At 62.6% G+C, this 13,277-nt stretch carries 13 protein-coding genes and 1 pseudogene; 6 read left to right on the forward strand and 8 right to left on the reverse strand.

All coding sequences use genetic code 11. The features are described from left to right. Positions 1–30: 30 nt before the first annotated feature. Positions 31–561 (reverse strand): very short patch repair endonuclease, encoded by a 531-nt coding sequence (locus ACIOTN_RS07205; RefSeq protein ID WP_219844105.1) that lies wholly within the window; start codon positions 559–561, stop codon positions 31–33. A 186-nt stretch (positions 562–747) separates the two neighbouring features. Here ACIOTN_RS07205 and ACIOTN_RS07210 point away from each other — a divergent pair, with 186 nt between their 5' ends. Beyond that, positions 748–1,809, forward strand: a complete 1,062-nt coding sequence (locus ACIOTN_RS07210; protein ID WP_105656062.1) for a 2,3-butanediol dehydrogenase — start codon at positions 748–750, stop codon at positions 1,807–1,809. Positions 1,810–1,861: 52 nt separating this feature from the next. On the opposite strand, the gene ACIOTN_RS07215 is transcribed toward ACIOTN_RS07210, so the two are convergent. From ACIOTN_RS07215 to ACIOTN_RS07240, 6 genes are all read right to left on the reverse strand, one after another. Next, positions 1,862–2,536 (reverse strand): hypothetical protein, encoded by a 675-nt coding sequence (locus ACIOTN_RS07215; protein ID WP_402735043.1) that lies wholly within the window; start codon positions 2,534–2,536, stop codon positions 1,862–1,864. Then, on the reverse strand, positions 2,533–2,943 hold the full coding sequence (locus ACIOTN_RS07220; RefSeq protein WP_041650329.1) for a DUF4383 domain-containing protein: 411 nt from the start codon (positions 2,941–2,943) through the stop codon (positions 2,533–2,535). Before ACIOTN_RS07220 ends, ACIOTN_RS07215 begins: the two co-directional genes overlap by 4 nt. Before the next feature lie 316 nt (positions 2,944–3,259). Further along, positions 3,260–4,642 (reverse strand): cryptochrome/photolyase family protein, encoded by a 1,383-nt coding sequence (locus ACIOTN_RS07225; protein ID WP_402735044.1) that lies wholly within the window; start codon positions 4,640–4,642, stop codon positions 3,260–3,262. Between the two features lie 155 nt (positions 4,643–4,797). Next, the gene (locus tag ACIOTN_RS07230) at positions 4,798–5,376 is read right to left on the reverse strand and encodes a DUF3618 domain-containing protein (RefSeq protein WP_402735045.1); all 579 of its coding nucleotides are present in this window, start codon (positions 5,374–5,376) and stop codon (positions 4,798–4,800) included. Then, positions 5,373–5,798, reverse strand: coding sequence for a phage holin family protein (locus ACIOTN_RS07235; RefSeq protein WP_359185074.1), 426 nt, complete (start codon positions 5,796–5,798; stop codon positions 5,373–5,375). Before ACIOTN_RS07235 ends, ACIOTN_RS07230 begins: the two co-directional genes overlap by 4 nt. 9 nt (positions 5,799–5,807) lie before the next feature. Then, complete coding sequence (locus ACIOTN_RS07240; protein ID WP_402735046.1) at positions 5,808–6,680, reverse strand: hypothetical protein; 873 nt, start codon at positions 6,678–6,680, stop codon at positions 5,808–5,810. A 430-nt stretch (positions 6,681–7,110) separates the two neighbouring features. Between ACIOTN_RS07240 and ACIOTN_RS07245 the strand changes: the two genes are divergently transcribed. Then, positions 7,111–8,487: an NAD-dependent succinate-semialdehyde dehydrogenase gene (locus ACIOTN_RS07245; RefSeq protein ID WP_332727745.1), complete on the forward strand. Its 1,377-nt coding sequence runs from the start codon at positions 7,111–7,113 to the stop codon at positions 8,485–8,487. Positions 8,488–8,630: 143 nt separating this feature from the next. Here the strand turns inward: ACIOTN_RS07245 and ACIOTN_RS07250 are convergent, their stop codons facing one another. Further along, the gene (locus ACIOTN_RS07250) at positions 8,631–8,948 is read right to left on the reverse strand and encodes a hypothetical protein (RefSeq protein WP_402735047.1); all 318 of its coding nucleotides are present in this window, start codon (positions 8,946–8,948) and stop codon (positions 8,631–8,633) included. Positions 8,949–9,625: 677 nt separating this feature from the next. On the opposite strand from ACIOTN_RS07250, the gene ACIOTN_RS07255 reads away from it, so the two are divergent. The 4 genes and pseudogenes from ACIOTN_RS07255 to ACIOTN_RS07270 all read left to right on the forward strand — a co-directional run bounded on the left by ACIOTN_RS07255 (position 9,626) and on the right by ACIOTN_RS07270 (position 13,275). Further along, positions 9,626–9,679 (forward strand): chloramphenicol resistance leader peptide, encoded by a 54-nt coding sequence (locus ACIOTN_RS07255; RefSeq protein ID WP_124770126.1) that lies wholly within the window; start codon positions 9,626–9,628, stop codon positions 9,677–9,679. Between the two features lie 21 nt (positions 9,680–9,700). Then, positions 9,701–10,879: a Cmx/CmrA family chloramphenicol efflux MFS transporter gene (locus ACIOTN_RS07260; RefSeq protein WP_402735048.1), complete on the forward strand. Its 1,179-nt coding sequence runs from the start codon at positions 9,701–9,703 to the stop codon at positions 10,877–10,879. Beyond that, positions 10,876–11,867: pseudogene (locus ACIOTN_RS07265) on the forward strand (IS481 family transposase). The gene ACIOTN_RS07260 and the pseudogene ACIOTN_RS07265 overlap by 4 nt, the downstream one beginning before the upstream one ends. A gap of 328 nt (positions 11,868–12,195) precedes the next feature. Then, positions 12,196–13,275 (forward strand): YbdK family carboxylate-amine ligase, encoded by a 1,080-nt coding sequence (locus ACIOTN_RS07270; protein WP_402735049.1) that lies wholly within the window; start codon positions 12,196–12,198, stop codon positions 13,273–13,275. Positions 13,276–13,277: the final 2 nt, after the last annotated feature.

Genomic DNA, 13,277 nt, shown 5'->3' on the forward strand with positions numbered 1-13,277 from the left:
CTGCGGGCAGATCGGGCGGACTCTTTGATCTTAGCCAACACCGGTGCCCTGGGACGGGTCCTGCCCGCCGGGGCTGCCCGGCAGGATCCGTACCGGTCCGAGGAAACTTGCTGCCCTGTCCAAGACGCCATCCATCGCCTTCAGCTCGCATTCCCAGAGCGTCAGCGATTCCCAGCCAAGTGCCGCCAGGCTATCGCGATTGCGCTGGTCCCGGGCGATGTTGGCATCCAGCTTGGGGTTCCAGTACCCGGTATTGGATGCGGGGCGCCGCTGGCCCACCGGGCAGTCGTGGCCGTGCCAGAAGCAGCCGTTGACGAAGATGGCCTTGCGCCGGGCGCTGAAGACCAGATCCGGGGATCCGGGAAGCTTTCCGCCCCGCAGCGGGATGCCGGGATGCGCAGCACGCAGCTGGGCAACTTGCCGTGCGGGCAGGACGCCGTGCACGCTGTAGCGGTACCCGGCGGCATGCAGCAACCGGCGCAGGACCAGTTCCGGTCCGGTGTTCTTGCTGGAGATGCGCGACATGAGCGCCGAACGCTGCGCCGCCGACATGATGTCCATAGTCCATTGTGCGCCGCGAACAGGCCGCGCACTGCTGGCTGGGCTTTGGCTGGATGGCTTGCCGGTGCCATCGGATGAAACCTCTTGCAACGGTTCCCAAACCTTGGCTGCCGCAGTAGCTTGGAGCTGGAATGGCCGGCCGGGATCGGGCCGGTCGGCAACAGGCAGAAGAATCGAGGGGGAGCCATGCGCGCAGCACGGTACTACGGCCAGAAGGACATCCGGATCGAGGACATCGATGAGCCGGTGCTGAAGCCCGGAACGGTGGCCATCGACGTGGCCTGGTGCGGCATCTGCGGCACCGATCTGCACGAATACCTGGAGGGCCCGATCTTCATCCCGCCGGCCGGGCATCCGCACCCGATCTCGGGAGAGAGCGCGCCGGTGACCATGGGCCATGAGTTCTCCGGAACCATTACCGCCCTGGGCGAGGGCGTCACCGGACTTGAAGTCGGCGAGCACGTCGTGGTGGAACCGTACATCATCCATGAAGATGTGGACACCGGCAAGGGCCAGCAGTACCAGCTCTCCGAGGACATGAACTTCATCGGCCTGGGCGGTCGCGGCGGAGGGCTATCGGAGAAAATTGTCGTGGAACGCCGCTGGGTGCATCCGATCGGCAAGATTCCCCTGGATGAGGCCGCGCTGATCGAGCCGCTGTCGGTGGCCCACCACGCCTTCGTCCGCTCCGGCGTCCAGGCAGGGCAGATAGCCATCGTGGGCGGTGCCGGCCCGATCGGCCTCCTGACCGCAGCGGTGCTTAAGGCCAAAGGGCTGACGGTCTACATCTCGGAACTCTCCGAGGCCCGCAAGGCCAAGGCGCGGGAAACCGGGGTTGCCGACGAGGTCTTTGATCCGAGGGACGGGGACGTGGCGGACAAGGTGCGCGAGGCGACCGGAGGACGCGGGGCCGATGCCGGATTCGAGTGCTCCTCGGTCCCGGTGGTGCTGGATATGCTCCTGGACGCGGTGGCTCCCGGCGGGGTGATCGTCAACGTTTCGATTTGGGGGCATAAGCCGCAAGTGGACATGCCCAAGCTGGTCTTGAAGGAAATCGACCTGCGCGGCACCATCGGCTACGCCAATGACCATCCGGACACCATTGCCCTGGTGCAAAGCGGCAAACTGGACCTGGCCCCGTTCATCACCGGGCGCATCGGGCTCGACGAGCTGGTTTCCGAAGGGTTCGACCAGCTGATCAACAACAATGAGGAACACGTGAAGATCATTGTTGATCCGCGGGCCTAGCCTGCAGCTATCGGGGCCAGTTGGATCACTGGCACTGGCCCCCTGGCTGCGGCTAGTGGTGGTGGTCTGCCTGTTTCATTTTCCCAATGATTCCCGGGTCGATGTCTCCCGAACGATGAGCGCCGTGCTCGGAATGCGGTACCGCGAGTTCTCCAGCGGACGAAGCTGCCAACCCCAAACTGGCAACCGCCGCAACCGCAACCGAACCGGCAAACATGCTCCCGAGGACAACTAGGCTGCTGGAACGCACTGCCCGGTGCGGATAGTTCTTCCGCCGCTTGCGCTGCCACACGAAGACCGCCAGCACCGACAGCTCAAGCAGCAGCAAGGAAGCAATCGTGAGATCCAGATTCTTCGCTCCCTCCGGGAACCCCCAAAGGCCGGCAACAATGCTGGCTAAATGCACGGAGGAGACGAGCGCCAGGCAGGGGACCGCAAGCTTCACGGCAGGGGCCGCTGCCTTCAGCAGGCTGGCAACGGCGTACACCAGCGCCACCCCGGCCCAGGCCGCGGATGCTATCGCGCCGAGCCACGCCCACCACGGTGCCGGGGCGGACCCGACCCCGAATGCCGATGCCAGGCTGGCGGAGGAGGCCGCGGCCAGCGCCGCGACTCCCAGTCCGGCGATCCCGGCATAGAGGCCGCCGAAGGCAACGGAGCTCGCAACTACATCTCGCCCTTGGATGGCAGGTTCGGTGGCAGGCTCCGTGGCCTCATGGGAAATCATGACCGTGCAGTATGGGCTGCTGGCGTCCGGTCCTGGGACAGGCCTACCGACAGCAGGACAATCGCGCTGGCTAGATGCAGGACGTTATCCGCACCGTTCAGGGCAATGATGTTCAGTGCTGTAGAGGCCAAGAAGAGGCCGAGGATGCCAACCAGGAGGTAGACGGCGCCCACCGTGGTGTTGGCGAGCTTGGAAGCACGCACGGATCCGAGCCCAGCGATGAGCAGTGCTGCGCCGATGGCCAGGTGGATGACGTTGTGAAGTGGATTGACCTCGAAAATGATCAGCTTCCCGCCCTCTGTTGCGAAGAAATCCACGCCGGCAGTGACAAGGAACCCGAGCAGGCCGACAAGGAGGTACACGGCCCCGAAAATCGTTGCGAGCAAGCGGTTAGGCGATGTGCGCATGGCAATCAGTCCTTCCTGGGACACGGATTCTAGTCCGTGTCGAGTTCTGCGGGTTCCGGAAGGAACCCTGTAGAAGTTCTTCGGAGAAGGACGGAAGGCGGATTGGTCTTGATTGGACTTATTTGCCGGCACCGGAGGCACCCAAGGATGCGGTAGGCGTTTTCGCATTGGTGTTCGGTTGGGGACGCTCTGGATCCCTCGGCAAGGAAGCTGATGCGTTGAGAGAGCGAGCCGAAGATGCGTTGGGCCGAAACAGCGAATAGCAGGTCATCGTGGATCTGCGGGCTTCATCTTCTCGCTGCCAGACGCTTCGCGACTATGAGCTGAGTTTCATCTGCTCGTAAGCATCCAATGCAGCCTGCCGCGATTGCTTCAGGTCCACAATGGGCTCCGCGGCCAGCGGCGCGAATCGAGCCGTGTAGCTTCCCTGGGGATCGAATTTCTTGGCCTGCAGTTCCGGGTTGAACACCCTGAAGTACGGTGCCGCGTCGGCGCCGCTTCCAGCGACCCACTGCCAATTGGCAGTATTGCTGGCGAGATCCGCATCTACCAAGGTGTCCCAGAACCAGCGCTCGCCGACCTTCCAATGCACTTGCAGGTTCTTGACCAGCAGGCTGGCTGCCACCATCCGCACCCGGTTATGCATCCATCCGGTCTGCCAAAGCTGCTGCATGCCGGCGTCCACTAGACCGAAACCGGTGCGTCCTTGTTGCCAACAGCTCATATATTCCGCGGCCTGCGGGTCTGCCTCAGGCCAGGCCCAGTCGAAATGATCGAACTGCGCACGCAGATTCCGCTCCGGAAGCTGCGGGTGATGGTAGTACAGGTGCCAGCAGAAATCCCGCCAGGCGAGCTGGCGGCGCATCGCGGTGGCACCGTCGGAAGCCTCGGGATTTACGGCGGCCAGACGGCCCAGCGCCTCCCACATCTGGCTTGCGCTGACATGCCCCCAGCGCAAGGCGGGGGAGAGGGCAGACGTTCCGTCCAGATCGGGGCGGTCATGGTGCTCCGGGTAGTCTTCGGCGATCGATTCCAGCACCTGCTCCAGGCGTTGGCGCGCAGGCGCTTCTCCGGGTTCCCATTGCGCGGCGAGCCCGTGAATCCAGTCCAAAGCCGGCAATAATTCCAAGCTCTCCAACTCGTCGCTGGCGGGAAGATTAGTGTCCGGGAGGGGTTCTTGTGCCTGTGGCGCGGGCAACGGAGGCCGGATCTCGCTGTCGCGCAACGCGTTGTAGAAGGGCGTGAAGACCTTGTAGCCGGTGTTGTTCTTGGTCAGCAGCTCCCAGGGCTCATGCAGGAGCGTCCCGCTGTAGCTGTGGGCGTGGACGCCTCGCGCGTGGAGGTCCTGCTTGATCTGCATGTCGACGACGCGTTCGGCGTGGCCGTAGCGGCGGTTCCAGTGCACGGTCTGCACGTTGCCATCGTGCACGAGTTCGCTGATGATCCCGGCGGATGGGCCTTGGCGCAGGATGAGCGGGATTCCCAGTTTTTCCAGCGATCTGCGAAGGTCCTCCAGCGCCTGATGCAGCCACCATTTGGCCGCGCCGCCCAGCGGGCGGATGCCGGCAGATTCCTGGTCCAGGACATAGACCGCGATTACCGGACCGGAAGAAAGCGCGGCATCCAACGCGGGGTGATCGCTGGTGCGCAGATCATCGCGGAACCATACCAGATGCGTAGGCAAAGCAGACTGAGTCATTTGGGATTCTCCATGGACTCATCCTAGTGGTTATTTAGCTTAGCTAGCTAAATCACGTTGGATTCCCCGACTGGTTCAGCGCCTACCGGGCAGAGCAAGAGGCTGGTGGTTCCAATCAGAGATTGCACGCACCAGCCTCTTGCCGCGCCTAGGGATCAGGAGCCGTGATCCATCTCCTTGGCCGTGTCCTTCGCTTCGCCGTGCAGATGCTCGGCTTCGGAGTTGGCTTCGGATTTCACGGTCTGCACGGATTCCTGGGCGGAATCCCGCAGGTCCTCGGCGGCCTGCCGCGCAGGCTCCCGCAGGTCTTCGGCAATCTGCTTCGCCGCATCCTTGGCCTCTTCGGCCAGCGGTTCTGCCTTGTCCTTGACCCGCTGGACCAGCTCGGCTTCTTTCTGGGTCCCCGGAAGCAGCGACGAGGCCAACAGTCCTGCCCCGAAGGCGATGATTCCGGCGGCCAGCGGATTGCCCTTGGTTTGCTCCACCACCCTGTGCGGTGCGTCCCTGACGGCTTCCGTGGCGTCTTCACTGTAGTGGTGCAGCTGGTCACTTGTTGATTCACCGGTTCCCATGACGGAGTCCTTCACCTTCCTGAATGAGTCCTTGACCTTTTCGGATTGGCGGTGGGCAATGTGGCTGGGACTGACCCTGTCGGCAATCGCATCCACATCCTGTTGCATGTCGCCTCGTGTCTGGGCGATTTCCGCGCGGAGTTCTTCTGAATTCTTGCTCATGGTGCATCATCCTTCGGAGTAAAAGCTGATGGGATCCTCTTGACTGTCTCGGCGGTATTAGGCAGTCCCTTGATCTCTTGCATCTTCTTCTTGGCTGCGCTTGCCAAGACCAGACCGATCACCGCCCAGAGGGCGGCGACCACCAAGGCCGAGAAGCCGTAGCCAATCCAGAGCGACAATCCGAAGAAAGCCGCAACGGAAAGAAACAGCAAGACGAAATGGCCGGCAACACCGGCACCGGCATACATGCCTGCACCCTTGCCGGCGGAGCTGGCCGACTCCTTCAACTCCGTCTTTGCCAGCTCGATCTCTTGGCGAACCAGCAGCGATACGTTCTGGGTCAGGTCATTGAACAGGGCGCCGAGGGAACTGCGTTCATGTTCGGCGGAATCGGAATCGGGATCTGGCGTCGTGTGAGTCATCGAATGCTCCTAGCGGTAGTCGGTGCTGCGCGGATCTCCAGGAGGGTAGGAGCGCAGCGGGTCAACGTCCACCGAATCGTCATGTAGCGGGTTGCCTGCCGAATCCACGCGGGTGGTTCCCTGGAAGGACGGGTCAACCCGCACCGGACCTGGCCCATCTCCGGCCGACGCGTTCGGTGCACTGGTGGTGCCGGGGCGCGGTTCCTGGTCGCGGTGCACTGTGCCTTCCTTCGGCTCGCTGGCATTCCGGGTCATGCGTCCTGCCAGCAGGCCGGCGCCCAGCGCCAGCCCCAAGAAGGCCGCAGGGCGTTTGCGTGCAAAGCCCTTGACCGCATCCAGCAAGTCGTGCGGCTCGCGCTGTTCGAGCCAATCGGCGGCCTGTCCGCTGTGATGCGAAGCCTGGTCCACCAGCATGGAGGCGGTTCCGCTCGCGCTGGACTGGTCGAGCATGGCGCGGAACTCATCGCTGATGTCGCGCAGGTTGGCCGCGACCTTCCGCTGCTGCGCGGAGGTCTGCTCCTTCAGGTCGGAGCCGAGTTCATCCCACAGGTGGGTGGCCTGGTCCTTGGCCTGCTCAGCGAGCATCGAGGCTTCCTGCTTGGCGCTGTCAAGCACGTGGGTGGCGGATTCCTGGCCCTCGCGCGCCAGATCCTGGGCTGCCTGCGCTTTGCCCGACGTACTGCCGCTTCCTGCGGACTGCCGGTCATCGGAATCATGCGCGTCGGCCGGTACCGGTTCGACAGTGCCCGAAGGGAACAGGTCGGTTTGCGGCTCGGTCAACGGATCCGGATCGTTCAAGCCGTGGCGGACGGTTCCGGGTTGCGGGGTGCTGCGCGGGTCATCGGGGAATGGATTCGAACTGGTGTAATCGTTGGTGCTCATGTCTTCCCTTCCTCTGCTGCTGTCGTCAGCTGCGGGTGGCGCGGCAGGTGGCCGCGCATCCGGCTCCGCAGTCCGTGCGGAGCGCTGCTGGTTGCCTACGACGCTAGGCAAGAGCGCGCCGCAGGTCACAGATCGCGGCCAATCCGCAGGAAGCATTCAGGTTCGGTGGCGACAGCTCGGAGCTTCCAGGAAAGCAGGAGGCAAGCGAGTAGGATCGAGCCGGATCCCGAGCGTCCAGCGCACCACCCGGCGCAGCTGCGAGGAGTCCAGCAGTACTGCAATCCCTGCTGCGGCCCAGTTCGCAGCTTTGGAGGAGCAGCGGCAGTTTCCGTGGCGAACACGCCAATACCCGACGAGTCCGGGGCATTGGCGACGGGAGCTGGAAGACTGGGCGCTAAGTGTCCAACAAGCGAATCTTCGAAGGAGCACCATGTCCACTTATGCCGTTACCAATCCCGCCACCGGCGTAGTCGAAGCAACCTACCCGACTGCCACCGATGCGCAGATCCAGGATGCCATCGCCGAGGCGCACAACGCCTACACCCAGTGGTCGGTCTCCGCGCTTCAGGAACGCGTCGCCCTGCTGGAGCGGGTGGCTGACATCTACGAGGCACGCGCCGATCAGCTGGCCGCGATCATCACCCGCGAGATGGGCAAGCCCATCAAGCAGTCGCTGGGGGAAATCGGCATCGTGGCGGCGATCTACCGCTACTATGCCAAGAACGGTCCGGGGTACCTGGCCGACGAGGAGCTGGAGATCGCTTCGGGCGGCAAGGCGCTGGTGCGCAAGGAAGCGGTCGGCGCGCTGCTGGGCATCATGCCGTGGAATTTCCCATACTACCAAGTGGCACGCTTCGCCGGTCCGAACCTGATGAACGGCAACACCATCCTGCTCAAGCACGCGCCGCAGTGCCCGGAGTCGGCGCTGGCCATGGAGGAGATCTTCAAGGAAGCAGGAGCCCCGCAAGGCGCGTATGTGAACATCTTCGCCACCAATGACCAGGTCGCGGACATCATCGCCGACCGCCGGGTGCAGGGAGTATCCCTGACCGGTTCCGAGCGCGCCGGAGCGGCCGTGGCAGAGATTGCCGGGCGCAACCTGAAGAAGGTGGTGCTGGAACTGGGCGGCTCGGATCCATTCGTGGTCTTCGACGACGCGGACGTGGCGCGCACCGCCAAGCTGGGCATGCGCGCCCGCTTCGGGAACACCGGCCAAGCCTGCAACGCGGCCAAGCGCTTCATTATCGATTCCTCGGTCTACGAGGACTTCTCCCAGGCGCTGGTGGAGCAGGTGGCCGGAATCAAGGTGGGCGACCCGGCCCAGCCGGAGAACTTCCTCGGCCCGCTGTCCTCGGCCGCGGCCCGCGACGGCTTGGCCGCACAGGTGCAGGACGCCATCGACAAGGGTGCCCAGGTCCTGGCCGGAGGCAAGCCGATCCAGGGCGAGGGCGCATTCTACGAGCCGACCATCCTTGCCGGGGTGACCCCCGAGATGCGTGCCTTCTCCGAGGAGCTCTTCGGCCCGGTCGCCGTGCTCTACAAGGTAGATGGCGAAGAAGAAGCCGTGGCCCTGGCCAACAACACCGACTACGGGCTGGGAGCTTCCATCCACACCCAGGACATGGAACGCGCAGAGCGCGTTTCCGTGCAGCTGCAAAGCGGCATGGTGGCCGTCAACGAGCCTTCGGCTTCCTACCCTGAGCTGCCTTTTGGCGGCGTGAAGCGCTCGGGCATCGGCCGCGAGCTGGGCAAGTACGGCATGGACGAATTCATCAACCACAAGCTGGTGAAGATCGCCGGGCGCTAAGAACAGGGGATTGCGGCAGCGGTCCTGGCTTCCCCGGAGAATTCCGGGTAAGCCAGGACCGTCAGTCGAAAATGGCCTATATGCGGTTAGCAGCGAGCCGTTGAATCAGCGGCACCTGGGCGGGGCCTCCAGTGCCCCGGCAGCTAGCTGCGCGTCATCGCCACCGGCCACTGTTCTTCCGGGGTGAAGACTGGCAGGGCGTTGGCAATTGCCGTGTGGGTCCAATACCGAACTCGGAAGGCCAGCATGCCGCTTTCCTCCGCTTGCTCGAAGAGCGTGCAGATCCGGGTATTCGCAGGAGTCTCATCGACGATCCGAAGAGCACCGTTGGGAGGCGAGACATGGATGAAACGAAGCTGCTCGCCCTGGGCGTCCAGTATCGCCACGAGAACAGCGCAATTGTGAACGGAAGCGAGGCCCATGACGTCATCTACCGGCTCGTTGAGTTGTGCAATGATCACGGGCATTCCTTGGATCCACCCGTACTCGCTCAGATGGGAGCGTCCTTCGCGCGACCCCAGGAGTTCGGCGACACGTTCAGCAGTCTTGGACCTGACTATACGTCCTGGCATTAGTACTACCTCCACTTTGTTCGTAACTCTCGAGTGCACCCCATAAGTCACGCCACTTCGCAGATTGCCGATGAGTCTGCCAGCAGGCAAGGTTCGCCGTCGTTGAGAAGCGGAGTGTGCTTTAAATCTAGGCCACTTGGTCTACGACCGGGAGGGGTGCCCCTGGGTTCTCAGCTAATTTTCAGGCTCAGAGGAGAGCTTTTTGAACTTAGCTTCCGGCCTAGTCAGTAGTTTGTTTGGTCTGCCGCGGACTGCCCGTCGCTAGGCTTCGTATGTACGCCGGAACGGACCGCATTTCCAAGGTCCACAGCCGTGCTTGCTGTTCGCCGCAGCTGCGGGCAGATCGTTGCCGCTTCCAGAGCCAGTTGTGATGTCCAGGGACAGTGTTCTGCCCCCGCGCGCAACGACGTCGTGCCGATTAGGGACGTGTCTATCCACACCACGCGCAGTCGAGCGCTGTAGAGTTCGGGATATGTCGAGTCCCGAGTCAGACAAGTCCGGGGTTGTCGGTCACACCGCCAGCCCCTTCAACCAGTAGTTACGACGCCCACGATCTGTGTTGGCGTATGTCTGGCGTACCCGGGGTGCTGGCCGTGGTGACAAGAAGAACCATTTCTTGATTTCTCACCTCGGAGTACTCGATGCCTTTTGCTCTCTACATGCTTGCCTTGGCGGTTTTCGTCATGGGCACTTCAGAATTCATGCTCGCGGGATTGCTCCCCGCGATCGCGACCGAGCTTGACGTCTCGGTCGGCACGGCGGGCCTGCTGACTTCGGCCTTCGCGATCGGTATGGTCATCGGCGCGCCAGTGATGGCGGCATTCGCTCGCCGTTGGCCACCGCGGCTCACGTTGATCGTCTGCCTTCTCGTGTTCGCGGGAAGCCACGTCATCGGAGCGATGACACCCGTGTTCGCTATCCTCCTCATCACCCGGGTGCTCAGCGCTCTTGCAAACGCAGGATTCCTCGCCGTAGCACTGAGCACGGCCACTACTCTCGTGCCAGCGAACCAGAAGGGGCGTGCACTGTCGATCCTGCTCTCCGGCACGACGATCGCAACCGTCGCGGGTGTCCCCGCTGGGTCTCTGCTCGGCACAGCGTTGGGCTGGCGAACGACGTTCTGGGCAGTCGCCATCCTCTGTATTCCGGCGGTCTTCGGAGTCGTTCGAGGGATCACGAACAATGCCGGTCAGACCGCAACTGCCGGGTCCTCGCCAAGGCTTCGTGCCGAGCTCAGCCAGTTGGCGAAGCCGCGGCTCATCCTGGCCATGGCACTTGGAGCGCTGATCAACGGAGGGACCTTTGCGGCGTTCACCTTCCTCGCCCCCGTAGTGACCGAGACTGCGGGGATGGCTGATGGGTGGGTGTCCTTCGCACTGGTGATGTTCGGCGTCGGATCATTCCTTGGCGTCACGATCGCTGGGCGACTGTCAGATCAACGCCCCGGCGTCGTGCTTGCAGTCGGCGGCCCGCTGCTGCTGACAGGATGGATCGGATTGGCATTGGTCGCGTCGCATCCCGTTGCGCTTATCGTCCTCGTCTTCGTTCAGGGCTTCCTGTCGTTCGGCGTTGGCAGCATCTTGATCACACGTGTGCTGTATGCAGCGTCGGCTGCTCCAACGATGGGCGGTTCGTACGCAACCGCGGCATTGAACCTCGGTGCCGCGGCGGGTCCTGTGCTTGGCGCGACCGGGCTCGCGGCAGGGTTGGGGGTGCTCGCGCCGGTCTGGGTGGCCGCGGCTTTGGCGGCGGCCGCGCTCTTGACCATGGTGCTGAGCCGGCGCACGCTTTTGGAAACCACTGCGGAGGCCAATCGATGACTGATCCAAATGCGCTGCTCACGCCTCGTACCCGTCTTCGGATAGCCCGTCTGATTGTTGAAGACGGCTATCCGGCCACGATGGCAGCGAAGATGTATATGCTCTCTCCGATCACTGCCCGGAAGGGGGCCGGTCGTTGACGGGAAGAGGGTGGGCATGGGATGCAGCATCGCTCCAGCAGGCCGCATTGCAGTCCAGGCAGGACGCCCGAGCATGCCAAGAAGAAGCAGATCATCAATCTGCGCTTGCGACTTCGGCTGGTCCAGCCCAGATCGCTGCGTGACTTGGTCTCCCGGCGTCCAGGGTTCACGCGGTCCTCGCCCGTTGCCGCGTGAACCGCCTCTCCCATATCGATCGTGTCACTGGTGAGCCCTTGCGGCGACATGGGCACCCTTATCCGGGATCGTTGATCCATGTCGATGTCACGAAGTTCGGGAATATCCCCGACGGTGGTGGACATCGTTACGTTGGTCGGCAGCAAGGCGCACGGAACAGAGCCGCCACTCCGGGACTGCCCAGAGGCAAAGACCACAAGCCGCGGACCGGAACGGCGTTCGTTCACACAGTGATCGACGACCACCCCCGAGCCGCTTATGCAGAGATCTGCATGGACGAGCGGGCAAGCACAGCGGTGGGAGTTCTCGAACGCGCTGTGGCCTGGTTCGCTGAACGGGGCGTGACCGTCGAGCGAGTCCTATCCGGCAACGGGTCGGCCTACAGATCCCACCTTTGGAGGGACTTCTGCGCTCGGCTTGGCATCAGACACAAGCGAGCACCTCCCTACCAGCCGCAGACGAACGGGACGATCGAGCGGTTCCACCGCACACTCGGGGGCGGGTGGGCTTATGCCAAGTTTTACGGTTCAAACGCCGAGCGACGCCTGGCTCTGCCCGGCTGGCTCCACTTCTACAACCACCACCGACACCACTCAGCGATTGGCTGCGCACCCTTCGCCCGACTAAACAATGTCCCTGGACCTCACAGCTAGTTCAGATTTCATGTCCGATTCATTCTGGGTTGATGGGAAAACCATGAGAATCCACTGGGCAAGCAGATGCAGCCAACCTGCGGGATCTACTGTTTCAGAATCCGCTTACGCAGAACGCAAGCCGCCGAGGCGGATGAAGCTGCGGCCATCCGGATATTCGCAGCCTAGCTGAAAGGGGATTGATCATGCGGCAATCCGTTCCGCGTAAGAAGAATGATGAGCAGTTCCCCGCTAGTTCGCATCAGGCAGACCAGGTTAGCCAGCAGTAAGTCAACACAGGCCGGTTGCTGGTCCGACGCCCTAGCAGCCATGTTCCGGGAGGCACGAAATGAGCACCTTTGGCATTGAAGAAGAATTCTTCATGTTCGACGCAGAAACAGGGTTGCCGGCCAGCACGGATAAAGAAGCGTTACGGCAAGCGCTGGATTCGCAACGCGATGGCGAAGTGCAGAACGAACTGCTTGCTTGCCAAGTAGAACATGCCAGCGCCATCTGCGAAGACCGGGATCAGGCCCTGCATGAGCTGGGAAGTTTCCGCAGTGCTCTGGCAAGCGAAGCGGCCTCCCGCGGCCTGCTGGTCGCGGGTTTGGGCGCGGCGCCGATGATTGCCCAGCAGGCTCCGGAGCTGACCGATAATGCAAGGTATCGGGAAATCGGCAACTTCGTTTCCGGAATAGCGTCAGAGCATTACATGTGCGGTTTGCACGTCCATGTGTCCATCCCTGATTCCGAAGCGGGAATTCGTGCGCTGAACTTCTTGCGCGGATGGCTGCCATTTCTTTGCGCCCTGGGCGCCAATTCTCCGTATTGGAAAGGGGGCGACAGCAACTTTTCATCGTGGAGAACCATTCACTATCGAAAGTGGTCCGTCCAGGGAATTCCGCCGTACTTCAAGGATTCGAAAGACTATGGGACTCGGCTTGCGCGAATCAATGGAACCGATGCAGTTCCCGACCCAGGCCACATCGGATGGTCCGCCCGGTTGTCGGAAAAGTACCCGACACTCGAAATTCGGGTCGCGGACTCGCAGTTGAGAGCGCAGGATTCGGTATTGCTGGCCGTGCTCATGCGAGGGCTGGTCGAGACTGCGGTGGCCGGCGAATTCGATGCGATCGAGTATCTGCCCGAAGTCCTGGACCTCTCATTGTGGCAAGCGGCCAAGAACGGAATCACCGGAGTGCACGTGGACACGCGAACCGGAGAGCAGGTCGCTGTGGAGGAACTGGCCCGCAGAATGCTCCGACTCATTGAGGACGCATTGAGGGCTCATGGAGATTACGACTATGCCGTGATTTCACTCAGGAACATGCTGGAGACAGGCAATGGAGCGGTTCGCCAGCGGGCTGCATTCGAGCGTGGTGCTTTCACGCATCTGTTGGCCAATGCCCATTCCGAGATGCAGATGTAGCT

The sequence above is a fragment of the Glutamicibacter sp. NPDC087661 genome (assembly GCF_044743275.1).
GTDB lineage: Bacteria > Actinomycetota > Actinomycetes > Actinomycetales > Micrococcaceae > Glutamicibacter.

Bases quoted from the DNA above. Each gene is read 5' to 3' on its own strand.
- ACIOTN_RS07205 (WP_219844105.1), bottom strand. From the start codon at position 561: ATGGACATCATGTCGGCGGCGCAGCGTTCGGCGCTCATGTCGCGCATC.
- ACIOTN_RS07210 (WP_105656062.1), top strand. From the start codon at position 748: ATGCGCGCAGCACGGTACTACGGCCAGAAGGACATCCGGATCGAGGAC.
- ACIOTN_RS07215 (WP_402735043.1), bottom strand. From the start codon at position 2,536: ATGATTTCCCATGAGGCCACGGAGCCTGCCACCGAACCTGCCATCCAA.
- ACIOTN_RS07220 (WP_041650329.1), bottom strand. From the start codon at position 2,943: ATGCGCACATCGCCTAACCGCTTGCTCGCAACGATTTTCGGGGCCGTG.
- ACIOTN_RS07225 (WP_402735044.1), bottom strand. From the start codon at position 4,642: ATGACTCAGTCTGCTTTGCCTACGCATCTGGTATGGTTCCGCGATGAT.
- ACIOTN_RS07230 (WP_402735045.1), bottom strand. From the start codon at position 5,376: ATGAGCAAGAATTCAGAAGAACTCCGCGCGGAAATCGCCCAGACACGA.
- ACIOTN_RS07235 (WP_359185074.1), bottom strand. From the start codon at position 5,798: ATGACTCACACGACGCCAGATCCCGATTCCGATTCCGCCGAACATGAA.
- ACIOTN_RS07240 (WP_402735046.1), bottom strand. From the start codon at position 6,680: ATGAGCACCAACGATTACACCAGTTCGAATCCATTCCCCGATGACCCG.
- ACIOTN_RS07245 (WP_332727745.1), top strand. From the start codon at position 7,111: ATGTCCACTTATGCCGTTACCAATCCCGCCACCGGCGTAGTCGAAGCA.
- ACIOTN_RS07260 (WP_402735048.1), top strand. From the start codon at position 9,701: ATGCCTTTTGCTCTCTACATGCTTGCCTTGGCGGTTTTCGTCATGGGC.
- ACIOTN_RS07270 (WP_402735049.1), top strand. From the start codon at position 12,196: ATGAGCACCTTTGGCATTGAAGAAGAATTCTTCATGTTCGACGCAGAA.